Genomic DNA, 23,652 nt, shown 5'->3' with positions numbered 1-23,652 from the left:
CGGGAAGGGGCGGCGGGGGCGCAAGCCCCTCACCGCCCCACCCACCACACCGCGCGATCAGTCGTCGTCGGAGTCGTCGTCGCCCGAGTCGTCCCCGCGGTCGGCCTTCACGGCCCCGCCGTCCAAGCCGACCCGCCAGTCCTTCTCGTGCCCGCCGGAGGCGGCCGTCTCGGCCTCCCAGCCCCGGTCATCGTCGTCGTCCAGGTCGATCGAGACCACCGTGCCCTTGGCGGCCACCAGTTCCGCGGCCTCCTGAGCCGTCACCGACGACCCCTTCAGCGCGGCCCGCACCTCGCCGGCGTCGTCCTCGTCGTCCTTGTGCGCGCCCAGCACCTTCCCGGTCGCCGGGTCGACGCGCACGCTGTACCAGGAGTCGCCGCCCCCGAGGACGTCGACCTCCCACACCGCCCGGCCGCGGTTGCCGTCGTCGTCACCGTCGTCGCTGTCGCCGTCGTCGTCCAGATCGGCGGAGACGGCGGTGCCGGGCGTGTGCTTCAGCGCGGCGGCGATCGCGTCGGCGGCGCTCACACCACCGGAGACACCCCGCTCGTCGTCCCGGTCGTCCCGGTCGTCCCGGTCGTCCCGGTCGTCCCGGTCGTCCCGGTCGTCCGCCCGTGCGTCGTCGCGGTCGTCCCGCGCCTCATCGCGGTCGTCCCGGTCGTCCCCGGCGTCGTCCCGGTCGTCGTCCCGCCCGTCGTCGTCCCCCGCCCGGCTCTCCGTCTGCGCCACCGACGTCCCCGACGTCCCCGACGCCTCGTCGCCCCCCGAGACCGCGAGGGCCGTCGCCGCACCCCCGCCGACGAGGGCCGCGGCCGTCACGACGGCGATCACGATGTTGCGCTTCATGCTGGTTCCTCCCGAGCCGTTTCGTTTTCGACGCCTTCAATCTCGCCGACCGACGCTGAGGAGAAGCTGAAGCACCCTGAAGGGATCTTCAGCTTCGCTTTGCGACCCTTGACGCCATGCGCCTGTTGATCGTGGAGGACGAGAAGCGGCTGGCCCTGTCGCTCGCCAAGGGCCTGACCGCCGAGGGCTACGCCGTGGACGTCGTCCACGACGGCCGGGAGGGCCTGCACCGGGCCACGGAGGGGACGTACGACCTGCTCGTCCTCGACATCATGCTGCCCGGCATGAACGGCTACCGGGTCTGCGCCGCCCTGCGCGCCGCCGGGCACGACGTGCCGATCCTGATGCTCACCGCCAAGGACGGCGAGTACGACGAGGCGGAGGGCCTGGACACGGGCGCCGACGACTACCTCACCAAGCCGTTCTCGTACGTCGTCCTCGTCGCCAGGATCAAGGCGCTGCTGCGCCGCCGCCAGGGCGCCGGGGCCTCCCCGGTGCATGTGCACGGCGACCTGAAGGTGGACACCGCCGCCCGCCGCGTGTTCCTCGGCGAGAGGGAAGTGGCCCTGACCGCCAAGGAGTTCTCGGTCCTGGAGCAACTGGTGCTGCGGGCCGGTGAGGTGGTGTCCAAGGGCGAGATCCTGGAGCACGTCTGGGACTTCGCCTACGAGGGCGACCCGAACATCGTCGAGGTCTACGTCAGCGCCCTGCGCCGCAAGCTGCGGGCCGGGCTGATCCGCACCGTGCGCGGCGCCGGTTACCGGCTGGAGACGTCGCGGTGAGCCGGCTGTTCGGTTCGGTCCGCTCGCGGGCGACGCTGGGCGCCACCCTGGTGGTCGCGGTGGCCCTCGTCGCGGCGGGCACCGCCGTCCTGCTGTCGCTGCGGTCCAACCTGATCGGCGAGGCGGGCACCCAGGCGGAGCGCTCCGCCCGCGCCGTCGCCTCCGAACTCGCCGCCGGGACGGCGTACTCGGCGCTGTCCGGCCTGGACGGCGACGCCGGACCGGTGCAGATCGTCGACGAGGACGGGAAACTGGTCGCGGCGAGCGAGGACCTGCAACGGATCACCGGCACGGCCACCGGCGAGGTGACGCCGCGGCCGTCCGCCCCGGCCCGCGGAGACGACGCCGACGACGACGGTGGCGATTCGGACGACGGCGGCGACGCCGACGACGGTGGCGACGACGGCGACGACTCGGACGGCTCCGGCGAATCCCTGGAACCCGGCGAGATCGGCCGCGGCACCACCTTCAACAACGGCTCGGCGACGATCGACGGCGACACCGAGGACTACCGCTTCGCCGCCGTCGAGGTGGAGACCCACGACCGGGGCCGCCTCACCGTCCACGCGGGCGCGCCGCTCGCCGCCGAGCACAGCGCCGTGGACACGTCGCTGACGGCGATGCTCATCGGCCTGCCCCTGCTGCTGGGCGTGGTCGCCGGAGTGACCTGGCTGGTCACCGGGCGTGCCCTGCGTCCGGTGGAGGGCATCCGGCGGGAGATGGCCGCCATCACCGCCTCCGAGGACCTGGCCCGCCGCGTCCCCGAACCGGCCACGCACGACGAGATCGCCCGTCTCGCCCGCACCACCAACGAGACGCTCGCCGCGCTGGAGACGTCCGTGGAACGCCAGCGGCGGTTCGTCGCCGACGCCTCCCACGAACTGCGCAGCCCGATCGCGTCCCTGCGCACCCAGCTGGAAGTGGCCGCCGCCCACCCCGAACTGCTCGATCTGGACGGCGCCGTCGAGGACACCGTGCGGCTCCAGCACCTGGCCGCCGACCTGCTGCTGCTCGCCCGGCTGGACGCGGGCGAACGGCCCGCCGACGCGCCGGTCGACCTGGCCGCGCTGGCCCGTGAGGAGGCCGCGGGCCGTACGGGAGTGACGGTGGACGCGGAGCCGGCCGAGGTGACCGGATCACGGGGTCAGCTCGGGCGGGTCCTGGCCAACCTGCTGGACAACGCCGGCCGGCACGCCCGCGAGCGGGTCACCGTGACCGTGCGGCGGGAGGGCGCCTGGGCGGTGCTCGGGGTGGCCGACGACGGCGACGGCGTGGCCGAGGCCGACCGTGAGCGGATCTTCGAGCGGTTCGTACGGCTGGACGCCGCCCGCAGTCGCGACGACGGCGGCGCCGGGCTGGGCCTGGCGATCGCCAGGGACGTGGCCGTACGGCACGGCGGGACGCTCACGGCGGGTGCCGCGCCGTCCGGCGGAGCCCTGTTCGAACTCCGTCTGCCGCTCGCCCGGTCCGGCTGACCGGTGTCCCGGCCGGGACACCTCAGTGGCGTCCCCGCTGGCCGCGCAGGTGCTCCGCGATGGGCTTGAGGGCCTTGTCGAGCTCGGTGAGCGCCTCGGGGGAGAGCAGGTCGATGAAGTGCCGGCGTACGGACGCCACATGGTGCGGCGCGACCTTCTGCATGGTCTCCATGCCGTGCTCGGTGAGGACGGCGTACAGTCCGCGGCGGTCGGACTCGCAGTTCTCCCGCCGCACGAGGTTCGCGTTCTCCATGCGGGTGATCTGGTGGGAGAGACGGCTCTTGGACTGCAGCGTGGCGGAGGCGAGGTCGCTCATCCGCATCCGCCGGTCCTCCGACTCCGACAGGTTCACCAGGATCTCGTAGTCGTTCATCGTCAGGCCGAACGGCTGCAGATCCTTCTCGAGCTGGTACGTCAACAGCCTGTTGACCTCCAGGTGGGTGCGCCAAGCGCACTGCTCCGCATTGGTCAGCCAGCGGGTGGCCGTCTCGGTCTCCATGAATGAAGTCTACCTAAAGGAAGTTGAAAGGTGAACTAATGACGCTACCGTGTGGCACCGCGTGCAGGCGTTCGATGTCACACTCCGCAGACTACCGCTCACAGCCCGAAGCGACGCTGGAGGTCTCCCAGCTGTCCGGGAAGGCGCGGTGCCCCCGAAGGCTGCCCAGGACCCCCGGGCGCCCCGCTCCCGGGTACCCCGGGTTCACCCGGAGTGACCCCCGTGGCCTGCTCGGCCATGAGTGTCTCCGACGACTGCAGCAGCACGGTGCCCGCCCCCACGAACTCGAACTGGTGCTCCTCGCCGGACGCGCCGCCGAGGCCCGTCAGTGCACGTAGACCCCCCATTACGCCGGTCAGGTAGCCGTGGTCGTAGTGGTGGCACGGAGAGGGGCAGTCGGCCCATCCGACCAGCGCCTGCGGGTCCACCCGGACGGGAGGCTCCATGAACACCACCGGACCGTTCGACGCCGCCACGAACTTCCCGGTTCCGATCAGCGTCAGAAAGCCCGGCACGATCGACTGTTTCAGCGACAGACTTGGCTGAAAAGCGAGGAGGTTGCCCGAGCGAATGGTCAGGTTGCCGTCCTCGAGGTCGTAGGAATTCACGTCAAAGGCCCGGTCGGCGAGGAGCATCTTGCCCGAGCCCTCCGCCACGACCCAGTCGCTCGCGTGCAGAGGCGAATGGAACGACGTACGGACAAGTCGGTCGAGTCGGCCGTGCCCGATGCCGTTGAACTCGATCGAGCCGTAGTAGGCGATCATCTTCCCCTTCTGCATGAACCACTGGCTGCCCGTGAGCTCCACGCAGAAGGTGTAGTGATCGACGTTGTCGTCGGACGGCAGCGTCGAAGGGTCGTGGGCCGCGGGGCCGGCGCCCGGGGTTCCGTAGGTGCTCACAGCTTCTCCTCCGAGGCCTGCACGTACACGGCGCCGCTGCCGCTCAGCTCCAGCTGGAACGCCTCGCCGGAGCCGCGGCCCACCATGTCCCGCCAGCCGAGGGCGGTGGACAGCTTGTTGCGGACGTCGCCGTGGTGGGCGACGTAGGCCTGCGGGTCGACGTGCACCGGCCGCTGCGGAGTGATCGGGATCTCGATCACCCCGCCGTGCGCCATCACGGCCACCGAGCCGTGGCCCTTCAGCGAGGTCGTGAAGAGCCCCTGCCCGGAGACCTGGCCCCGCACCATGCCCATCACCCCGCCCTGGGAACCGAGGAACACCGTGCCCTGCTGGAGGGTGCCCTCGAAGGCCAGCAGCCGGTCCGCCTCGACGTACAGCGTGTCCCCGGCGAGGTTGATCACCTGCACGTGGTGGCCCCCGTGCCCGAACAGCACCGTGCCGCTGCCCTCGACGGTCATCAGGGGCGTGTCCTCGTCGGCCACCCGCCGGCCGATCATCGACATCAGCCCGCCCTGGCCGCCCGCCGTGTTCGGGGTGAAGCTCACCTCGCCCCGGTAGGCGAGCATCGCGCCGCGCTGGCTGAACAGCCGCTGCCCAGGGACCACGGTCGCCTCGACCATCTTCGCGTTGATCTCCCGGAAGGCCATGTCAGACGTCCCCCGCGATCGTGTTCCGCTCACTGGGCTGCACGTAGACCAGCCCGTCGCCCTCGAAGCGGATCTGGAAGGCCTCGCCGCCGCCCTCGCCGAGCAGCGTGCGGAAGGTCACACCGGACTGGAAGGACTGCCGCAGGTCGCCCTGGTGGGCCACATAGGCGCCGGGGTCCACCGTCAGCGGATACTGCGGGCTGACCCGCAGCAGCACCGCCGGCCCGTCGGACATGATCGCCGCCTGGCCGTGCCCCTCGATCGTGGTGGTGAACAGCCCGTTGCCCTGCGAGGCGCCGCGCACGCCGGTGAAGCTGGTCCCGGTGCGCAGGCCGCCGTCGGTCGCCAGCAGGTTGCTGGACTCCACGTAGAGCTTGTCGCCCTGGAGCCCCACCAGGCTGATCTCGGCGGCGCGGTCCGCGAACCAGCAGGTCCCGTGCCCCTTCACCTCCATCAACGTCATCTGCTCGCCCGTCAGCCGCCGGGTCACCATGCCCCGGATGCCCTCGCCGCCGCCGCTGAGCTTCTTGAAGGCCATCTCGCCGTCGTACGCGACCATGGAGCCGTTCTTCGCCTTCACGGCATCCCCGGTCATGTCGACGGCGAGCACCTTGCTGCTCTGAAGTCGGAACATCGCCACGCTTGCGACGGTAGCCGCCCCTTTGCCCCGCCGACAGATCCTGTGGAAGGACTCGCACCCTGAGCGGACCCCGACGGCCCACGAACCTCGCCACCCCGCCCGGCCCCTACCGACCCCGGCTACCCCGACCGGCCCCTACCGGACTCCTCCGAGCCCTTCCGGACCTCTACGGCCCCTACGGACCCCTACGGACCCGTCCGGACCCCCTCCCGTGATCGCGGATGGCGTTTGCCACAATGGACGCGCGCTTGTGCGTACGTTCACAAGCCGTCCGACCCGTCGACGCCGACGTCTCTCCCATCGAAGGTGACCCGTGGACATCAAGACCGCCACCGCCCTCCGCCGCCTCCGCCTGGTCTCGGGCCCCGAGGCGATCTCCTTCCTCCTGCTGCTCGTCTGCTCGGTCCTGAAGCGGACCACGGAGTTCAACGCCGTACCGGTGATGGGCGCGATCCACGGCTTCCTCTTCATCGTCTACGTGCTCTTCTGGGCCGACGCCTGGAACCGCGCCAAGTGGCCGCTGAAGACCGCCGCCTTCTACTTCCTGATGTCGGTGCTGCCCACCGGCGGCTTCTTCGCCGACCGCCGGCTCAAGCGTGAGGTCGAGGACGCGGTGATCGCCTCCCGCGCCCGCAACGAGAAGGTGGCGAACGCGTGATCGTCGCCTTCTCCGTGACGCCGCTGGGCGTCGGCGAGGACGTGGGGGAGTACGTCGCCGACGCCGTACGGGTGGTCCGCGAGTCCGGGCTGCCGAACCGCACCGACGCCATGTTCACCTCGGTCGAGGGCGAGTGGGACGAGGTCATGGACGTCGTGAAGCGCGCCGTGGCCGCCGTGGAGGCCCGGGCCCCGCGCGTCTCCCTGGTCCTCAAGGCGGACATCCGTCCCGGAGTGACGGACGGCCTCACCTCCAAGGTGGAGACCGTCGAGCGTCATCTGACGCGGGAGGGCGGCTGACGCGGGACCGATGAGTGAGACGGGGCTGACCGCCATATGACCGGCCGGTAGGGTCTGGTCCGTGCCGAAGCCCCTCAGTCTCTCGTTCGATCCCATCGCCCGCGCCGACGAGCTCTGGAAGCAGCGCTGGGGAAACGTGCCGTCGATGGCGGCGATCACCTCGATCATGCGGGCCCACCAGATCCTCCTGGCCGAGGTCGACGCCGTGGTCAAGCCGTACGGCCTGACGTTCGCCCGGTACGAGGCGCTGGTGCTGCTCACCTTCTCCAAGTCCGGTGAGCTGCCCATGTCCAAGATCGGCGAGCGGCTCATGGTGCACCCCACGTCGGTGACGAACACCGTGGACCGGCTGGTGCGCTCCGGCCTGGTCGACAAGCGCCCCAACCCCAACGACGGCCGGGGCACCCTCGCGACCATCACCGACAAGGGCCGCGAGGTCGTCGAGGCCGCCACCCGCGACCTGATGGCGATGGACTTCGGCCTCGGCGCCTACGACGCCGAGGAATGCGCCGAACTCTTCGCCATGCTCCGCCCCCTGCGACTGGCGGCGGGGGACTTCCGGGAGGAATGAGAACCACCGCCGGGCGCCCCGCCGCTCTCCCGGCAGTCGCCGGCAGTCGGGCGGCCCACGCGCCGCCGAGGCCGTGCGACCCGGAGCAAGATCTCCCGGAACGGCCCGTTACGCTCGACGGCATGAAGCGAAGCGTGCTGACCCGCTACCGGATCATGGCCTATGTCACCGGTGTCCTCCTCGTCGCCCTGACCCTCGGCATGATCGGCAAGTACGTGCTGGACCTGGGCGGCGCGGCCGACTTCACCCAGGTGGTCAGCATCGCCCACGGCTGGCTGTACGTGGTCTACCTGATCTTCGCCTTCGACCTCGGCTCCAAGGCGAAGTGGCCGGTCAAGAAGCAGCTCTGGGTGCTGCTGGCCGGCACGGTGCCCACCGCCGCCTTCTTCGTGGAGCGCAGCATCACGCGCGAGCTGGAGGCCGAGGCGGCCGTCGAGGACCCCGCCGTCGCCAAGGCCTGATTTCCCGGGCGTTCCCGCCGTACGGAGCAGCGTGCGGCGGTCCGCCATCGACATTTACTTGGACGTCCTAGTAAATTCGAAGGTATGGACGCTGACGCCATCGAGGAGGGCCGCCGACGCTGGCAGGCCCGGTACGACGCCGCGCGCAAGCGCGACGCAGACTTCACCACGCTCTCCGGCGATCCCGTGGAGCCGGTGTACGGACCCCGGCCCGGGGACACCTACGAGGGGTTCGAGCGGATCGGCTGGCCCGGTGAGTACCCGTTCACGCGCGGCCTGTACCCGACCGGCTACCGCGGGCGCACGTGGACCATCCGGCAGTTCGCCGGGTTCGGGAACGCCGAGCAGACCAACGAGCGCTACAAGATGATCCTCGGCAACGGCGGCGGCGGGCTCTCCGTCGCCTTCGACATGCCGACGCTCATGGGCCGCGACTCCGACGACCCGCGCTCCCTGGGCGAGGTCGGGCACTGCGGGGTGGCGATCGACTCGGCGGCCGACATGGAGGTGCTGTTCCGGGACATCCCGCTCGGCGACGTCACCACGTCGATGACCATCAGCGGGCCCGCCGTACCCGTGTTCTGCATGTACCTCGTCGCCGCGGAGCGGCAGGGCGTCGACCCGGCCGTGCTCAACGGCACGCTCCAGACGGACATCTTCAAGGAGTACATCGCGCAGAAGGAGTGGCTCTTCCAGCCCGAGCCGCATCTGCGCCTGATCGGCGACCTGATGGAGCACTGCGCGGCCGGCATCCCCGCCTACAAGCCGCTGTCGGTCTCCGGCTACCACATCCGCGAGGCCGGTTCGACGGCCGCGCAGGAGCTGGCGTACACGCTGGCGGACGGCTTCGGGTACGTGGAACTCGGGCTCAGCCGCGGCCTGGACGTGGACGTCTTCGCGCCCGGCCTGTCCTTCTTCTTCGACGCGCACGTCGACTTCTTCGAGGAGATCGCCAAGTTCCGCGCCGCACGCCGCATCTGGGCGCGCTGGATGCGGGACGTCTACGGCGCGAAGAGCGAGAAGGCGCAGTGGCTGCGCTTCCACACGCAGACCGCCGGTGTCTCGCTGACCGCGCAGCAGCCGTACAACAACGTCGTCCGCACCGCCGTGGAGGCGCTCGCCGCGGTGCTCGGCGGGACCAACTCGCTGCACACCAACGCCCTCGACGAGACCCTCGCGCTGCCCAGCGAGCAGGCCGCCGAGATCGCCCTGCGCACCCAGCAGGTGCTCATGGAGGAGACCGGCGTCGGCAACGTCGCCGACCCGCTGGGCGGTTCCTGGTACGTCGAACAGCTCACCGACCGCATCGAGGCCGACGCGGAGAAGATCTTCGAGCAGATCAAGGAGCGGGGACTGCGCGCCCACCCGGACGGGCAGCACCCGATCGGTCCGATCACCTCCGGCATCCTGCGCGGCATCGAGGACGGCTGGTTCACCGGCGAGATCGCCGAGTCGGCCTTCCGCTACCAGCAGGCGCTGGAGAAGGGCGACAAGAAGGTCGTCGGCGTCAACGTCCACACCGGCTCCGTCACCGGCGACCTGGAGATCCTGCGGGTCAGCCACGAGGTGGAGCGCGAGCAGGTGCGGCTGCTCGGCGAGCGCAAGGCGGCCCGCGACGACGCGAAGGTCCGCGGCGCGCTCGACGCCATGGTCGAGGCGGCCCGTTCCGGGGCCAACATGATCGAGCCGATGCTCGACGCCGTCCGCGCCGAGGCGACCCTCGGCGAGATCTGCGGCGTCCTGCGCGACGAGTGGGGCGTGTACACGGAGCCCGCCGGGTTCTGAGTCCACGGGCCGGTGCGCGGGCGGTGCGAACCACCGCCCGCGCGTCCTCACGACACCAGCAGCACCCCGGCGTACGACAGCCCGGCCACGACCACCCAGGCGCACAGGCCGAGCGCGGCCACCCGCACCCCGGTGCGGGCCACGGCCGGCAGGTCGACGGCGCTGCCCAGCCCGAACAGGGCGGCGGCCAGCAGCAGTTCCTGCGCCACACGGGCCGTCTCCAGAGCCGCGCCGGGCAGCAGACCCGTGCTGCGCACAGCCACGGCGGCCAGGAAGCCGACGACGAACAACGGAACCAGCGGCACCCGGGCCCCGCCCGGCGCACCACCCTTCCCGCGCCGCACGCCCAGCGCCACCAGCGCCACGACCGGCGCGAGCAGCGCCACCCGCATCAGCTTCACCAGCACCGCCTCGCCCAGCGCCGGCCCGCCCGCGGTCTGCGCGGTGGCGACCACCTGGCCCACGTCGTGCACGCTCGCGCCGACCCACCGCCCGAACTCCGCGTCGCCGAGCCCGAGTACACCCCGGAGCAGGGGCAGCACGGCGATGGCGAGCGTGCCGCAGAGGGTGACCAGCGCGACCGAGGCGGCCGCGTCCCGTTCGTCGCTGCCCCGCGCCTCGCCCACCGCGCCGATCGCCGACGCCCCGCACACCGCGTACCCGACGGCGATCAGCAGCGGCTGGTCGCCGGGCAGGCCCAGCCGCCGGCCGAGCCACCAGGTGCCCAGCAGGGTGACCGTCACCACGCCGAGCACCATGAGGACGGTGGCCCAGCCCAGGGCACGGACGTCGTCGAGGGCGAGCCGCAGCCCGAGCAGGACGATCCCGGCCCGCATCAGCCTCCGGCCCGCGTACGACAGCCCCGGCCGCCCGGTGGTGCGTACGACGGTCCGCAGCCCGGGCAGGTGCGCGGCCGCCACCCCCAGCACGACCGCCGCGGTGAGCATCGGCACGCCCGGCAGCACCCGGTGCGCGCACCAGGCGAGCGCGACGCCGAGCAGCGCGAGGGCCAGCCCGTGGCGCCGGGTGGCGGGACGGTCGTCCGGGGCCGTGGCGGCCCGTTCCCGCAGCAGCGCCATCAGCGGTCCGCCGGCAGCGGGTAGACGCGGCGGACGCTGCCGCCGGACCGGGAGACGTCGGCGCCGTAGACGTGCAGGGATATCGCGGTGTCCGGCCCGTCGTTCCACACCCGGTGGATGTCGCCCGGCGGCGCGAAGCCGCAGACCTCGCCCCGCGGGTTGACCACGTCGGCGGTGGCGACGAGCCGCGCCGTGCCGTCCGGGCCGGCGGCGGGCAGCAGCCGGTACCGCCGCTCCCGCTCCCGGCCCTCGTGGACGCCGGTGGTGCACCAGGCGATGTGGTCGTGCACCGACGTGCCCTGGCCGGGCAGCCAGACGAGCGCGACGAGGGAGAAACTGCCGTCGTGCTCGGCGTGCAGCAGGTGCTGGCGGTAGCGCGCCGGGTCGCTCGCGCGCTGCTCCTCGGTCAGCAGGTCGGGTGCGCCCAGGTGCGGGGCCAGGCACTCCCCGACGAGGTGCGCCGTCGGGTCGGGAGGCAGTCCCCGTCCGACGGTGTCCCTGATCTCCGCGATCAGGGCGGCGAGGCGTGCGGTGGGGTGCGGGGCCGTGAAGGCGCCCGGGCGGCTGGGTGCGTCGGCGGCGGTAGACATACCGGGAGCGTCGGCCCGCCGGACGCATTACGTCCAACGCGAGTTTCTTCGCCTTTCCCAAGTGCTGCTTATGGATCGAGGGTGCGGACGCCGCTTGTGGGCCCTTTCCTCCCGAAGCCGAGGGGGTGTGACGGGTGGGTCCCTGCAGCGGATTTGGGGTGCGCTCACTCAGCGCTTCTGATCGTGCGGCGTTACGGCGCCGCTGCCCGGCCTGCAGGGCGAGCGGGGGCCGGCGGTGGTCAGCAGCCGTCCTTGCGGGCGGCGACCGTCCTCAACTGGTCGAGGACGCTCGCCGTGGCCGGGATCCGCAGGTGTTCGGGCAGCACGTAGGCCGAGATCTTGCGCCGGGAGAACGGCTGCAGCGGGCGTCCCGCGACCTTCGGGTGGCGCATGAAGTTCAGGACGAGCGCGGGGAGCATGGCGACGCCCAGACCCTCTGCGACCAGGCTCTGCACGGCGAGGTTGTCGTCGGTCATGAAGGCGACGTCCGGCACGAAGCCCTCCTGCGCGCACTCGTGGAGCAGGTTCGCCCGGCAGCGCGGGCAGCCGGCGATCCAGCGCTCGCCGGCGAGGTCGGTCAGCCGGACCGCGCGCCGGCGGGCCAGCGGGTGCCCGGCCGGCAGCAGCACGGTCAACTGGTCCTCCAGCAGCGGGATCTCCACCAGTCCTTCCGGCACCTGCTCGTGCAGTCCGGGATAGGTGAACGCCAGCGCGATGTCGCACTCGCCCCGGGTCAGCCGCCGCAGGGACTCGGGTGGTTCGTTCTCCAGCAGGTCGACACGGAGCGCCGGATGCTCGGCCGTCAGCCCGGCCAGCGTCTCGGGGACGAGGGTGGAGTTGGCGCTGGGGAAGGCGCACAGGCGGACCCGTCCGGCGCGCAGCCGGGCGAGGGCGTTCATCTGCTCCTGCGCGGCCGACATCGCGTCGAGGATGGCCGACGTGTGCCGGGCCAGCGCCTCGCCGGCCTCGGTGAGGCGCAGGCCCCGGCCCACCCGGACGAACAGCGCCGAGCCGGTCTCCCGTTCCAGGGCCTTCATCTGCTGGGTGATCGCCGGCTGCGTGTAGCCGAGGGCCCGTGCGGCGGCCGAGTAGGAGCCGCACCTGACCACTTCGTGGAACGTCCTGATGTGCCGGGAATCGAACACCGGGGCATCACAAGCAGCGTTCGGTGGGCCGCCACCGGCCGGCCGAGGGCGTGGCGGGCCTCATGGCTTGCGGGCCACCGCGCCGTACAGCGAGATCACCGCGCGGTCGTCGTCGTCCTCGTCGACGGCGAGTTCGGGGTGCCAGTCGGTCAGCTGGACCAGGCCGGGCGGCACCGGCTCCAGCCCGTCGAAGAAGCGGGCGACCTCCGCGCGGCTGCGCGGGGCGAGGGTGACACCGCCCGCCGCGTACATCGCCACTCCGCGTCCCACCGCCTCCGGGTCGAAGTCCGCGGTGAGCTGCGACAGGACGAGATGGCTGCCGGAGGGAAGGGCGTCGACGAGCTGCGCCACCAGGCCGTACGGGTCGTCCTCGGCGCCGAGGAAGTGCGTCAGCGCCACCAGGGACAGCGCCAGCGGCCGGTCGAAGTCCAGGGTTTCGCGGGCCTGTTCGAGGATGCGGGCCGGGTCGCGCACATCGGCCTGGAGGTAGGCGGTGACGCCTTCGGGGGTGCTGCGCAGCAGCGCCTCCGCGTGCTTGAGCACGATGGGGTCGTTGTCGGTGTAGACGACGCGGGACTCCGGCGCGATGCGCTGCGCTATCTGGTGCAGATTGGGTTCGGTGGGGATGCCGGTGCCGATGTCCAGGTACTGGCGGATGCCCGCCCGGCTCGCCAGCCAGCGGGTGACGCGCTGCATGAACCAGCGGTTGGTGCGGGCGACGTGCCGGGCCGTTCCGTCGACGCCCATGATCTGCCGGCCGAGTTCCTCGTCGACCGGGTAGTTGTCCTTGCCGCCGAGGAACCAGTCGTAGACCCGCGCCGGGTGCGGTCTGGAGGTGTCGATCCGTGCGGCGACGGGTCGGGTCCCGGTCATGGGCTGCTCCCTGGCTGCTCGACGTCCCGTGCGTCCCGGTCGGGATGATCGCGATCCTCGCAGCGCGCCGGAACGGCGGCAACCAACCACCCGGCGGCAAGGCCGAGTTCAGGACGTTTCCGTGCCGTCCGGGGCCGGTGCCGCGGCGAGGCCGGACAGCAGGACCCGGGTGAACCCGTGCACCCACTCCTCGTCCGCCGGCTCGGCGCTGACCAGGGTGCGGTGCACCACCGCACCGGCCACCATGTCGAAGATCAGGTCGACGGTGCGGGCCGCCTGCCGCGCGTCCGCCTCGGGCGGCAGCTCGCCGCGCGCCTGGGCGCGGGCGCGGCCCGCGAGGACGAGGCGCTTCTGCCGTTCCACGATCGAGGCGCGGATGCGTTCGCGCAGGGCGTCGTCACGGGTGGCCTCGGCGACCACGGCCATCAGTCCGCTCCTGGCCTCCGGGCGGGCCAGGATCGCCGCGAACTGGAGCACCACGCCCTCGATGTCGGCGGCCAGCGAGCCGCGGTCGGGCAGGGTCAGCTCGTCGAAGAGTTCCGCTACCGCGTCCACGACCAGTTCGTTCTTGCCCGCCCAGCGCCGGTAGAGGGTGGTCTTGGCGACGCCGGCGCGCACCGCCACGTCGCCCAGGGTGAGCTTGGACCACCCCAGTTCCACCAGGGCCTGCCGGGTCGCGCCCAGGATCGCCGCGTCGGCGGCGGCGCTGCGCGGACGCCCGGCGCGACCTGCTGGGGTGCGGCTCTGCATGCCCCGACCATAACCGGCGGGTTCCGTGCGGTCGTGAGGGAGATCACCGGCGAGGGGTGTCCGCGCGGCCCCGCCCGGCATTACGCTACGACCCGTAGCGAAAACACGGACGGGGGACGTGTCCGAGCGACGACCACGGGCGTGGGGTGGGGACCCGGCGCCCAACACCACACGTAGGCCTGGGTTTCCCGGCCACTTTTCACACACGCGCGCAGTACGGGGGAGGATAGACGCATGCAGCCACGGAACATGTCCATGAGCGGTGTCGTCGACCTCGCCGCGGTGAAGGCGGCCCAGGAGGCCAAGGCGAAGGCGGAGCAGGCGCGCGCCGAAGCGGCCCGGCAGGGCGGCGGGGGCGCCGTCTCCCCGGCCGACCTCGTGATCGACGTCGACGAGTCCGGCTTCGAGCGCGACGTCCTGCAGCGGTCCACCGAGGTCCCGGTCGTCATCGACTTCTGGGCCGAGTGGTGCGAGCCCTGCAAGCAGCTGAGCCCCGTCCTGGAGCGGCTCGCCGTCGAGTACGACGGGCGCTTCCTCCTCGCCAAGATCGACGTCGACGCCAACCAGATGCTGATGCAGCAGTTCGGGATCCAGGGGATCCCGGCGGTCTTCGCGGTGGTGGCCGGTCAGGCGCTGCCGCTCTTCCAAGGCGCCGCGGGCGAGGCGCAGATCCGTCAGACCCTGGACCAGCTGGTGCAGGTCGCCGAGCAGCGCTTCGGCCTGACCGGCCTCACCGTCGACCCCGACGCCGAGCCCGGCGGCGGCGACCGGGAGGCCGCGGCCGCGCCGGCCGGCCCGTACGACGCCCTCCTCGAAGCCGCGGTCCAGGCGCTGGACTCGGGCGATCTGGCCGGTGCCGTCCAGGCGTACCGGAACGTCCTCGCCGACGACCCGGGCAACCCGGAGGCCAAGCTGGGCCTGGCCCAGGCCGAACTGCTCCAGCGGGTGCAGGGCGCGGACCCGCAGCAGGTGCGCAAGGAGGCCGCGGAGAAGCCGCAGGACGCCGCGGCGCAGATCGCCGCCGCTGACCTGGACCTGGTGGGCGGTCATGTCGAGGACGCCTTCGGCCGGCTCATCGACACGGTGGCGCGCACCGCGGGCGACGACCGCGACGCCGTACGGGTGCGGCTGCTGGAGCTGTTCGAGGTGGTCGGTGCCGACGACCCGCGTGTGATCGCCGCGCGCCGGGCGCTGGCGCGGGCCCTGTTCTGAGCGACCCGGGAGCCGTGTCCGGTTCCGGCGTCTTTGCCGGGACACCGGGTCCCTGGGGCCCGAGTTGCCGGTCGGCTCCCGGAGGCCGATGCGGCCGCGCTTTGCCAAAACTTGGTAATCGCGGCCGCTGTTACTCGGAGTAAGTCACCGGCGGTGATCTGTCGGATTCCGTCCAGAGATCAACTGTTTTGTACGTCCCCCGGGGTGCACCCAGCGTCGCCGGGTGGGACCGGCGTGTCGTCTTACGGTTATCCGCCCGTTACTAGCGAGTAACGAACCCCCTTGTGCGGGCGCCGAGAATGCACCACGATCGGCGACGCTCGGTCCATTCCCGTACCCCGACAGCCGGTCGGGCCGCGGGAACTCCAGGGTCCCCACCGAGCAGAGCGGGCGGCAGTGTGCGCCGGCTCTTGGACAGGGGGGTCTTCGCCCACTCGGCGAAGCCTGTCCGGCAGGGTTGTGCGTGATGCGTGTCAGGCGCGACCAGTGGTTGTCGCTCGGGGGTGAACGCCGGTGATTCGGGCGCGTGCGTTGCGCCGCCGAGTGCGGGCGCTCTCCTTCCCGAGGACGTAGCACTTCTCCCATCCCTGCCCGGCCGCGGTCGCCGGTATGGCGGCGAGCCGGGGCAGGAGATGTACGTCCGAGAAGGAGGAAATATGGAGTCCCAGGTGCGTGGCGGGACCAGATGGAAGCGGTTCGCTGTGGTCATGGTGCCCAGCGTGATCGCGACGGCGGCGGTGGGTGTCGGCCTGGCGCAGGGCGCCCTCGCGGCGTCGTTCAGCGTGTCCGGCCAGCAGTTCAAGGTGACGGCCGGTCACCTGCACGGTGAGGGTTTCGCCCAGTACGGCGGCATCGACAGCGTCTACACGTCGGTCAAGGGCAACGAGAAGAAGCAGGTTCCCGTTGCCATCTCGTCGTTCGACGACGCGACCATCAGCAAGATGTGCCAGTCGGTCAAGACGGACATACCCCTCGTGGGAACGGTCTACCTCCGTCTTGAGGCGGGCAACGACGCCAAGAAGCCGGTCGAGGCCAAGAACCTCTACATCGACGTCGCCCAGCTCGACGCCGACGCGACGTTCAAGAACATCGACATCGGCGTCGCCGTCAAGGACAAGACCCGCGGGCCCGCCGTCAAGGAGGGCGAGAGCGTGCTGCCGGGCGGCTTCGCCCAGCAGGCGGAGACGGCCGACCTCTACGGCGTCAAGCAGACGGCGTGGGCGACCACGGCCGGCACGTTCAAGCTGAGCGGCCTGTCGATGCGTCTCGGTACGGACGCCAAGATGGAGTGCTACTGACGGCTCCGTCACCGGGTGTCCTGGGGCAGCCGCGCTGTCCCGGGGGCGGGGAAGCCTTCGCTTCTCCGCCCCGCCCGCCCGGCCGGCCCCCGCGCCGGGCCACCCCCCACTGACTCACACTTCCGGCTTCTCCACGCCAACGGCCGAGCCGGTACGTACTTCCACCGGACCCAGGGAGTTTTTTCCATGAGTGCCGAGACTCCGGGCCAGAGCGCCGGGAACTTCGCCCGGTTGCGTCTGCGGTTCCGCGACTGGCGGGGCACCCGGCCGTTCTGGGCCGGCCTGTTCACCCTGCTGGGCGGAATCCCGATCGCCTACTTCCCCTACGCCACGCTCAAGCTGGGCCACATGTCGCTCGCCATGGCGACGACCGCCGGCGCCGGGTCACTGATAATCGGCGTGCTGCTGGTCACGCTGGGCCTGACCATGTGGTTCCAGTCGGCCACCCGTGTCTTCGCGGGTGTCGCGGCGATCCTGCTGGCCCTGGTGTCGCTCGTGGTCTCCAACATCGGTGGTTTCCTGGTCGGTTTCCTGCTGGCGCTGGTCGGCGGCGCTCTCGCCCTGTCCTGGGCGCCGGGCAAGCCGTCGTCCGGGGCGGCGGGCGAGCGCCACGACGCCGACGCGCCCACGGGACACACGGCCCCCGGCGACGCGCCCGGCGGCCCCGCCGCGGGACCGTACGACCCGGCCGACCCCTTCGACAAGGGGGAAGGCGGGGAGACGGGCGGCGTCCGGGCCGCAGTCCGGGACGGGGGCCACCGTGTCGGCTGACGAGGTGCGCGGGCCGCGCCACGCGGCCCCCAGGAAACCGCTGTTCACCAGATTCCACGTGCCGAGCGGCAAGGCGATAGCCCTGGCGGCCATGCCCACGGCGGTCCTCATGGGCATGGGATTCACGCCGACGCTGGCACTCGCCGACGGCAACGACGGGCCGCCGGCGAACAGCCTGACCGCCGACGAGTACAAGGAATGCCTGGAGGTCGTCGAGGGCGCCGAGAAGGAGGACGCCACGGCCTCGCCCACGCCGTCCGCCACGGCGAGCGACAGCGCCTCCCCCGAACCGGACGCGACCCCCGAGCCCGGCAACTCGGCCTCCGCCGGCGCGGACCCGAGCACGGCCCCTTCGTCGGATTCAGGTTCCGACGACGAGGACGAGCCCGCGCCCGCCCCGTCCGCGACCGCGGGCGGACAGGAGTCCGACGGGCAGGACGAGCCCGCGCCGTCGCCGTCCGGGACCGACCGCGGCTTCCTGGACGACGTCGGGGACGCCCTGAAGGACGTCCTCACCCCGGGGGACAAGGAGACCGCGGCGAGCCCCACCCCGTCCGCGTCCGCCTCCGCCGCCGAGGAGAAGGGCGAGGACGCGGCCGGCGCCGTGCAGGAGACCGCCGAGAAGGTCACCGGCACGGTCGAGGACACGGTCGAGGGCGTCGGCGACAAGGTGTCGGAGGCCGCCGACGACGCGGAGGACAAGGCCGAGGAGGCCGCCGGGGAAGCGACCGCGACGCCCGGTGCCACCGCCTCGCCCAGCCCCTCCGAGACGTCCACGACCGACCCCGAGGACTGCCCGGTCGCCACCGACGCCGAGGGCGGGGTCGACAACCGGATCCTGCTGCCCGACGACCCGTGGTTCCTCAACGCCAGTTCGCTGACCCTCAAGGGCGCCGACTACCAGGGCATCGTCGAGGTGCGCACGGCGAGTGGCGCCACCAAGAAGGTGCTGAAGTACGTCGTCTCCGACGGCACCGACATCGGCGACCTGCACCAGACGGTCAAGGACAAGCAGTCCGGCAAGACGCACCACGTGCAGGCCGCCGAGGGCTCGATGTCCACCATCCGCGACGGCGACACCGTGATGTACACCGAGAAGATCTCCGGCAAGCTGCTCGGCCTGATACCGATCACGTTCGACCCGGAGCACCCGCCGCCGCTGAACATCCCGCTGATCTACTTCACCGACGTGACGGTGCAGCAGGCCGGCCAGTTCGGCGGGACCCTGCACATCCCCGGGCTCCAGCAGTACGTCACCGACTGAGCGCCCGTCAGGACCCTTCCGGGAGCCGCACAGACGCCGAGGGCGCCCCCTGTTCGCAGGGGGCGCCCTCGGCGGCGTACGGGCCCGTCCGGGTCAGCTGGTCGGGCCGCCCAGGTGGTGGACGCGGACCATGTTGGTGGTGCCGGGGACGCCGGGCGGCGAACCGGCGGTGATCACCACGATGTCGCCCTCGCTGAACCGGCTCAGCCGGACCAGCTCCTGCTCCACCAGGTCGACCATCTCGTCGGTGCTGTTGACGAACGGCACGACGTACGGCTCGACACCCCAGCTGAGCGCCAGCTGGTTGCGGGTGGACTCGTCCGTGGTGAACGCCAGGATCGGCTGGGCGGCGCGGTAGCGGCACAGCCGGCGGGCGGTGTCGCCGGACTGGGTGAAGGCCACCAGGCCCTTGCCGCCGAGGAAGTCGGCGATCTCGCAGGCCGCGCGGGCCACCGAACCGCCCTGCGTGCGGGGCTTCTTGCCCGGCACCAGCGGCTGCAGGCCCTTGGACAGCAGCTCCTGCTCGGCCGCCTGGACGATCTTCGACATCGTCCGCACGGTCTCGATCGGGTACGCGCCCACGCTGGACTCGGCCGACAGCATCACCGCGTCGGCGCCGTCCAGGATCGCGTTGGCCACGTCGGAGGCCTCGGCGCGGGTCGGACGCGAGTTGGTGATCATCGACTCCATCATCTGGGTCGCCACGATCACCGGCTTGGCGTTGCGCCGGCACAGCTCGATCAGGCGCTTCTGCACCATGGGGACCTTCTCGAGCGGGTACTCGACGGCCAGGTCGCCGCGGGCGACCATCACGCCGTCGAACGCCATCACGACGTCCTCCATGTTCTCCACCGCCTGCGGCTTCTCCACCTTGGCGATGACCGGGACGCGGCGTCCCTCCTCGTCCATCACGCGGTGCACGTCGGCGACGTCCTTGGCGTCCCGGACGAAGGACAGCGCGACCAGGTCGCAGCCCATCCGCAGCGCGAACCGCAGGTCCTCGACGTCCTTCTCGCTCAGCGCGGGCACGTTGACGGCCGCGCCGGGCAGGTTGATGCCCTTGTGGTCGGAGATGACGCCGCCCTCGATGACGATCGTCCGCACCCGGGAACCGTCGACCTCGGTGACCTTCAGCTCGACGTTGCCGTCGTTGATCAGGATCTGGTCGCCCTTGGACACGTCGCCGGGCAGGCCCTTGTAGGTCGTCCCGCAGATCGTCCTGTCGCCCGGGACGTCCTCGGTGGTGATGGTGAACTCGTCACCGCGCACCAGCTCGACGGGGCCCTCGGCGAAGGTCTCCAGGCGGATCTTCGGGCCCTGGAGGTCGGCGAGGACGCCGATGGCCCTGCCCGTCTCCTTGGCTGCGGCACGGACCCGGTCGTACCGGCCCTGGTGCTCGGCGTGCGTGCCGTGGCTGAAGTTGAAGCGGGCCACGTTCATGCCGGCTTCGATCAGAGCGACGAGCTGCTCGTGGGAGTCGACCGCGGGGCCGAGAGTACAGACGATTTTCGAACGGCGCATGGGGCGATCCTATCGGTTTGTTTCGCTACGGAATATTCCGTCTGGCGGAAAATACAAATGAGGAAGTCCGTGCTCAGTTGTTCTTTCCGACCAGTGCGTATGTCTGCTGCGCAATCTCCATTTCCTCGTCCGTCGGCACCACCGCGACCGCGACCCGCACGCCCTCGGGCGAGATCAGCCGCGGCCCGCCGCCGCGCACGGCGTTGCGCTCGCCGTCCACGGCCAGGCCCAGCCCTTCCAGCCCCGCCACGGCCGCCTCCCGCACCGCGGCGGCGTTCTCGCCGACCCCGGCCGTGAAGGCCACCGCGTCCACCCGTCCGAGAACGGCGTAATAGGCACCGATGTACTTCTTCAGACGGTGAATGTAGATGTCGAACGCGAGCTTCGCCTGTTCGTCGCCGTCATCGATCCGCCGGCGGATCTCCCTCATGTCGTTGTCACCGCACAGTCCGACCAGACCGCTCTTCTTGTTGAGAAGAGTGTCGATCTCGTCGGCGGACATTCCACCAACACGCATCAAATGGAAGATGACGGCCGGGTCCATGTCACCCGACCGCGTACCCATCACCAGCCCCTCCAAGGGTGTCAGCCCCATCGAGGTGTCCACGCAGCGTCCGCCCCGCACGGCCGAGGCGGACGCCCCGTTGCCCAGGTGCAGCACGATGACGTTCACCTCCTCGGGCGCCTTCCCGAGCAGCTCCGCCGTCGCCCGGGAGACGTACGCGTGGGAGGTGCCGTGGAAGCCGTAGCGGCGGATGCGGTGCTCGTCGGCGGTCTTCACGTCGATCGCGTAGCGGGCCGCCGACTCCGGCATCGTGGTGTGGAAGGCGGTGTCGAAGACGGCGACCTGCGGCAGGTCCGGGCGCAGCGCGGTGGCCGTGCGGATGCCGGTGAGATTGGCCGGGTTGTGCAGCGGCGCCACCGGGATCAGCCGCTCGATCTCGGCGAGGACGCGGTCGTCGACGACGGTGGGCTCGGTGAAGCGCTTGCCTCCGTGCACCACCCGGTGACCGATCGCGGCCAGCTCGGGGGAGTCCAGGCCCAGTCCGTCGGCGGCCAGTTCCTCCGCCATCGCCTTCAGCGCGGCGTCGTGGTCGGCGACCGGCCCGGTCCGCTCCCGGGTTCCGCCGCCCGCGGCGAGCGGGGTGTGCCGCACCAGCGACGTCCGCTCACCGATCCGCTCGACCAGCCCGGCGGCCAGTCGGCTGCCGTCGCCCATGTCCAGCAGCTGGTACTTCACCGACGAGGAGCCGGAGTTGAGGACGAGGACACGGGTCTGGCTCACGGGGCGGTCGCCTTCTCGCTCGGGGACTGGGCCTGGATCGCCGTGATGGCGACGGTGTTGACGATGTCCTGGACGAGGGCGCCCCGGGACAGGTCGTTGACCGGCTTGCGCAGGCCCTGGAGCACCGGGCCGACGGCGATGGCGCCGGCCGAGCGCTGCACGGCCTTGTAGGTGTTGTTGCCGGTGTTCAGGTCGGGGAAGATCAGCACGGTCGCCTGCCCGGCGACCTCGGAGCCCGGCAGCTTGGTCGCCGCCACCGACGGCTCCACGGCCGCGTCGTACTGGATCGGCCCCTCGATGCGCAGGTCGGGCCGGCGGGAGCGCACCAGCTCGGTGGCGGCGCGCACCTTGTCCACGTCGGCGCCGGAGCCGGACGTGCCCGTCGAGTACGACAGCATCGCGATCCGCGGCTCGACCCCGAACCGCGCCGCCGTGGCCGCCGACTGCACGGCGATGTCGGCCAGCTGCTCGGCGTCCGGGTCCGGGTTCACCGCGCAGTCGCCGTAGACGAGGACCTTGTCGGCCAGGCACATGAAGAACACCGAGGAGACGATGTCCGCGTCCGGCTTGGTCTTGATGATCTCGAAGGCGGGCCGGATGGTGGCGGCCGTGGAGTGCACCGAGCCGGACACCATGCCGTCGGCCAGGCCCTCCTGCACCATCAGCGTGCCGAAGTAGTTGACGTCGGAGACCACGTCGTAGGCCAGCTCCACGGTGACGCCCCGGTGGGCGCGCAGCGCGGCGTACTTCTCCGCGAAGGCGTCCCGCAGCTCGGAGCCGGCCGGGTCGATCAGCTGGGTGTCGCCGAGGTCGATGCCGAGGTCGGCGGCCCGCTTGCGGATCTGGTCGACGTCGCCGAGCAGGGTCAGCTCGCACACCCCGCGGCGCAGCAGCACCTCGGCCGCGTGCAGCACCCGCTCCTCGGTGCCCTCCGGGAGCACCACCCGGCGCAGGTCGGAGCGGGCCTGCTCCAGCAGCTTGTGCTCGAACATCATCGGCGTGACGCGGTCGCTGCTGGGCGCGGAGACCCGCTTGGTCAGCTCGGCGGTGTCGGCGTACCGCTCGAACAGGCCGAGCGCCCGCTCCGCCTTGCGCGGGGTGGCCGCGTTGAGCTTGCCCTCCAGGGAGAAGAGCTGCTCGGCGGTGGGGAAGCTGGTGCCGGGCACCGACAGGACCGGGGTGCCGGGGGCGAGGCGGTCCGCGAGGGTGAGGATGGCGTCGCCGGGCACCTCGTCCAGGGTGAGCAGCACGCCGGCTATCGGCGGGGTGCCGGCGCTGTGCGCGGCCAGCGCGCCGACGACCAGGTCGGCCCGGTCGCCGGGGGTGACCACCAGGGAGCCCGGGGTCAGGGCGGCGAGGAAGTTCGGCAGCATCGCGCCGCCGAACACGAAGTCCAGGGCGTCGCGCGCGAGCCCGGAGTCGTCGCCGAGCACCACCCTGGCGCCGAGGGTGTGGGCGATCTGGGAGACGGTCGGCGCGGAGAGCGCCGGCTCGTCCGGCAGCACGTAGCAGGGCACGGGGAGCCGGTCGGCCAGCCGCTCGGCGATCTCGTCCCGGTCCTCGCGGGCGACCCGGTTGACCACGGTGGCGAGGACGTCGCAGCCCAGGGTGTCGTAGGCGCGGTAGGCGTTGCGGGTCTCGGCGAGCACCGACTCGGCGGTCTGCTTGCCGCCGCCCACGACCGGGATCACCGAGGCGGCGAACTCGTTGGCGAGCCGGGCGTTCAGCGACAGCTCGTCCGGGAACTGGGTGTCGGCGTAGTCGGTGCCGAGGACGAGGACGACGTCGTAGTCGCGGGCGACGTGGTGGAACCGGTCGACCAGGGTGGACACCAGTTCGTCCGTGCCCTGCTCGGCCTGGAGCGCGGAGGCCTCCTGGTAGTCCAGGCCGTAGACGGTCGACGGGTCCTGGGTGAGCCGGTAGCGGGCGCGCAGCAGCTCGAAGAGGCGGTCGGGCCCGTCGTGCACCAGGGGCCGGAACACGCCCACCCGGTCGACCTGCCGGGTCAGGAGCTCCATGACGCCCAGCTCGACGACCTGGCGGCCGTCGCCTCGGTCGATACCGGTCACGTACACGCTGCGGGTCACGCGCGCTCTCCGTTTCGTCGGGGGACGTTCGTCGGGGGACGCAAGGTCGTCGGGTGGCGCAGGGGTCCGCGCCGGAGTGACGCAGGGGGTCTGCGCCGGTGACGCAGGGGTCTGCGCCGGTGGCGCCGGGGTCAGCGCCGGGCCACAAAAATCGCCCACCGAGGTGAGCAGATCCCTCTTGACAATACCTCCGGCGCTCGTTAAGACGCCTGTCC

At 71.7% G+C, this 23,652-nt stretch carries 24 protein-coding genes; 11 read left to right on the top strand and 13 right to left on the bottom strand.

All coding sequences use genetic code 11. From position 1 onward, the window contains the following. Window positions 1-57 precede the first annotated feature (57 nt). The gene (locus FGW31_RS10375) at window positions 58-846 is read right to left on the bottom strand and encodes a PepSY domain-containing protein (RefSeq protein ID WP_142193104.1); all 789 of its coding nucleotides are present in this window, start codon (window positions 844-846) and stop codon (window positions 58-60) included. Between the two features lie 116 nt (window positions 847-962). Between FGW31_RS10375 and FGW31_RS10370 the strand changes: the two genes are divergently transcribed. Continuing rightward, entirely contained in the window at window positions 963-1,628 is a 666-nt protein-coding gene (locus tag FGW31_RS10370) for a response regulator transcription factor (protein ID WP_142193103.1), read from the top strand. After that, window positions 1,625-3,103: a sensor histidine kinase gene (locus tag FGW31_RS10365; RefSeq protein WP_142193102.1), complete on the top strand. Its 1,479-nt coding sequence runs from the start codon at window positions 1,625-1,627 to the stop codon at window positions 3,101-3,103. Before FGW31_RS10370 ends, FGW31_RS10365 begins: the two co-directional genes overlap by 4 nt. A 22-nt stretch (window positions 3,104-3,125) precedes the next feature. On the opposite strand, the gene FGW31_RS10360 is transcribed toward FGW31_RS10365, so the two are convergent. The 4 genes from FGW31_RS10360 to FGW31_RS10345 all read right to left on the bottom strand — a co-directional run bounded on the left by FGW31_RS10360 (window position 3,126) and on the right by FGW31_RS10345 (window position 5,782). Continuing rightward, complete coding sequence (locus tag FGW31_RS10360) at window positions 3,126-3,602, bottom strand: MarR family winged helix-turn-helix transcriptional regulator (RefSeq protein ID WP_142193101.1); 477 nt, start codon at window positions 3,600-3,602, stop codon at window positions 3,126-3,128. 98 nt (window positions 3,603-3,700) lie between these two features. Further along, window positions 3,701-4,501, bottom strand: a complete 801-nt coding sequence (locus FGW31_RS10355; RefSeq protein WP_142193100.1) for an AIM24 family protein — start codon at window positions 4,499-4,501, stop codon at window positions 3,701-3,703. Next, window positions 4,498-5,148, bottom strand: a complete 651-nt coding sequence (locus tag FGW31_RS10350; protein WP_142193099.1) for an AIM24 family protein — start codon at window positions 5,146-5,148, stop codon at window positions 4,498-4,500. Before FGW31_RS10350 ends, FGW31_RS10355 begins: the two co-directional genes overlap by 4 nt. A gap of 1 nt (window position 5,149) precedes the next feature. Further along, window positions 5,150-5,782: an AIM24 family protein gene (locus tag FGW31_RS10345; RefSeq protein ID WP_142193121.1), complete on the bottom strand. Its 633-nt coding sequence runs from the start codon at window positions 5,780-5,782 to the stop codon at window positions 5,150-5,152. A 319-nt stretch (window positions 5,783-6,101) separates the two neighbouring features. On the opposite strand from FGW31_RS10345, the gene FGW31_RS10340 reads away from it, so the two are divergent. The 5 genes from FGW31_RS10340 to FGW31_RS10320 all read left to right on the top strand — a co-directional run bounded on the left by FGW31_RS10340 (window position 6,102) and on the right by FGW31_RS10320 (window position 9,562). After that, the gene (locus FGW31_RS10340; protein ID WP_142193098.1) at window positions 6,102-6,446 is read left to right on the top strand and encodes a DUF3817 domain-containing protein; all 345 of its coding nucleotides are present in this window, start codon (window positions 6,102-6,104) and stop codon (window positions 6,444-6,446) included. Further along, window positions 6,443-6,745, top strand: a complete 303-nt coding sequence (locus FGW31_RS10335; RefSeq protein WP_142193097.1) for an MTH1187 family thiamine-binding protein — start codon at window positions 6,443-6,445, stop codon at window positions 6,743-6,745. Before FGW31_RS10340 ends, FGW31_RS10335 begins: the two co-directional genes overlap by 4 nt. A 61-nt stretch (window positions 6,746-6,806) precedes the next feature. Next, a complete protein-coding gene (locus FGW31_RS10330) occupies window positions 6,807-7,316 on the top strand; it encodes a MarR family winged helix-turn-helix transcriptional regulator (protein WP_142193096.1) in 510 nt (169 codons plus the stop codon). Window positions 7,317-7,438: 122 nt separating this feature from the next. Beyond that, a complete protein-coding gene (locus FGW31_RS10325; protein WP_142193095.1) occupies window positions 7,439-7,777 on the top strand; it encodes a DUF3817 domain-containing protein in 339 nt (112 codons plus the stop codon). A gap of 84 nt (window positions 7,778-7,861) precedes the next feature. Beyond that, window positions 7,862-9,562, top strand: a complete 1,701-nt coding sequence (locus FGW31_RS10320; RefSeq protein ID WP_142193094.1) for an acyl-CoA mutase large subunit family protein — start codon at window positions 7,862-7,864, stop codon at window positions 9,560-9,562. 47 nt (window positions 9,563-9,609) lie between these two features. Here the strand turns inward: FGW31_RS10320 and FGW31_RS10315 are convergent, their stop codons facing one another. From FGW31_RS10315 to FGW31_RS10295, 5 genes are all read right to left on the bottom strand, one after another. Continuing rightward, window positions 9,610-10,641, bottom strand: coding sequence for a YeiH family protein (locus FGW31_RS10315; protein ID WP_142193093.1), 1,032 nt, complete (start codon window positions 10,639-10,641; stop codon window positions 9,610-9,612). Then, window positions 10,641-11,231 carry a cysteine dioxygenase family protein gene (locus tag FGW31_RS10310; protein WP_142193092.1) on the bottom strand — a complete coding sequence of 197 codons (591 nt, stop codon included), beginning with the start codon at window positions 11,229-11,231 and terminating at the stop codon, window positions 10,641-10,643. The genes FGW31_RS10315 and FGW31_RS10310 overlap by 1 nt, the downstream gene beginning before the upstream one ends. 239 nt (window positions 11,232-11,470) lie before the next feature. After that, window positions 11,471-12,376 carry a LysR family transcriptional regulator gene (locus FGW31_RS10305; protein WP_142193091.1) on the bottom strand — a complete coding sequence of 302 codons (906 nt, stop codon included), beginning with the start codon at window positions 12,374-12,376 and terminating at the stop codon, window positions 11,471-11,473. A gap of 60 nt (window positions 12,377-12,436) precedes the next feature. Beyond that, a complete protein-coding gene (locus tag FGW31_RS10300) occupies window positions 12,437-13,249 on the bottom strand; it encodes an SAM-dependent methyltransferase (protein WP_142193090.1) in 813 nt (270 codons plus the stop codon). Window positions 13,250-13,357: 108 nt separating this feature from the next. After that, a complete protein-coding gene (locus FGW31_RS10295; protein WP_142193089.1) occupies window positions 13,358-13,999 on the bottom strand; it encodes a TetR/AcrR family transcriptional regulator in 642 nt (213 codons plus the stop codon). Window positions 14,000-14,233: 234 nt separating this feature from the next. Here FGW31_RS10295 and FGW31_RS10290 point away from each other — a divergent pair, with 234 nt between their 5' ends. The 4 genes from FGW31_RS10290 (at window position 14,234) to FGW31_RS10275 (ending at window position 18,544) form a co-directional block, all read left to right on the top strand. Then, window positions 14,234-15,211, top strand: a complete 978-nt coding sequence (locus tag FGW31_RS10290; RefSeq protein ID WP_142193088.1) for a tetratricopeptide repeat protein — start codon at window positions 14,234-14,236, stop codon at window positions 15,209-15,211. Between the two features lie 656 nt (window positions 15,212-15,867). Further along, window positions 15,868-16,509: a DUF6230 family protein gene (locus FGW31_RS10285; protein ID WP_142193087.1), complete on the top strand. Its 642-nt coding sequence runs from the start codon at window positions 15,868-15,870 to the stop codon at window positions 16,507-16,509. A 186-nt stretch (window positions 16,510-16,695) separates the two neighbouring features. Then, the gene (locus FGW31_RS10280; RefSeq protein WP_142193086.1) at window positions 16,696-17,280 is read left to right on the top strand and encodes a DUF6114 domain-containing protein; all 585 of its coding nucleotides are present in this window, start codon (window positions 16,696-16,698) and stop codon (window positions 17,278-17,280) included. Next, a complete protein-coding gene (locus FGW31_RS10275; RefSeq protein WP_142193085.1) occupies window positions 17,270-18,544 on the top strand; it encodes a hypothetical protein in 1,275 nt (424 codons plus the stop codon). Before FGW31_RS10280 ends, FGW31_RS10275 begins: the two co-directional genes overlap by 11 nt. A gap of 93 nt (window positions 18,545-18,637) precedes the next feature. Here the strand turns inward: FGW31_RS10275 and pyk are convergent, their stop codons facing one another. The 3 genes from pyk to pta all read right to left on the bottom strand — a co-directional run bounded on the left by pyk (window position 18,638) and on the right by pta (window position 23,437). Further along, entirely contained in the window at window positions 18,638-20,065 is a 1,428-nt protein-coding gene (gene pyk, locus FGW31_RS10270) for a pyruvate kinase (RefSeq protein ID WP_142193084.1), read from the bottom strand. A 73-nt stretch (window positions 20,066-20,138) separates the two neighbouring features. Then, entirely contained in the window at window positions 20,139-21,350 is a 1,212-nt protein-coding gene (locus FGW31_RS10265) for an acetate kinase (RefSeq protein WP_142193083.1), read from the bottom strand. After that, a complete protein-coding gene (gene pta / locus FGW31_RS10260; protein WP_142193082.1) occupies window positions 21,347-23,437 on the bottom strand; it encodes a phosphate acetyltransferase in 2,091 nt (696 codons plus the stop codon). Before pta ends, FGW31_RS10265 begins: the two co-directional genes overlap by 4 nt. Window positions 23,438-23,652: the final 215 nt, after the last annotated feature.

This window comes from Streptomyces calvus, from assembly GCF_006782915.1.
In the GTDB taxonomy this organism is placed as follows: Bacteria; Actinomycetota; Actinomycetes; order Streptomycetales; family Streptomycetaceae; genus Streptomyces; species Streptomyces calvus.
Note: the sequence above shows the minus strand (reverse complement) of the source record. Positions and strands in the feature narration are given on the sequence as shown.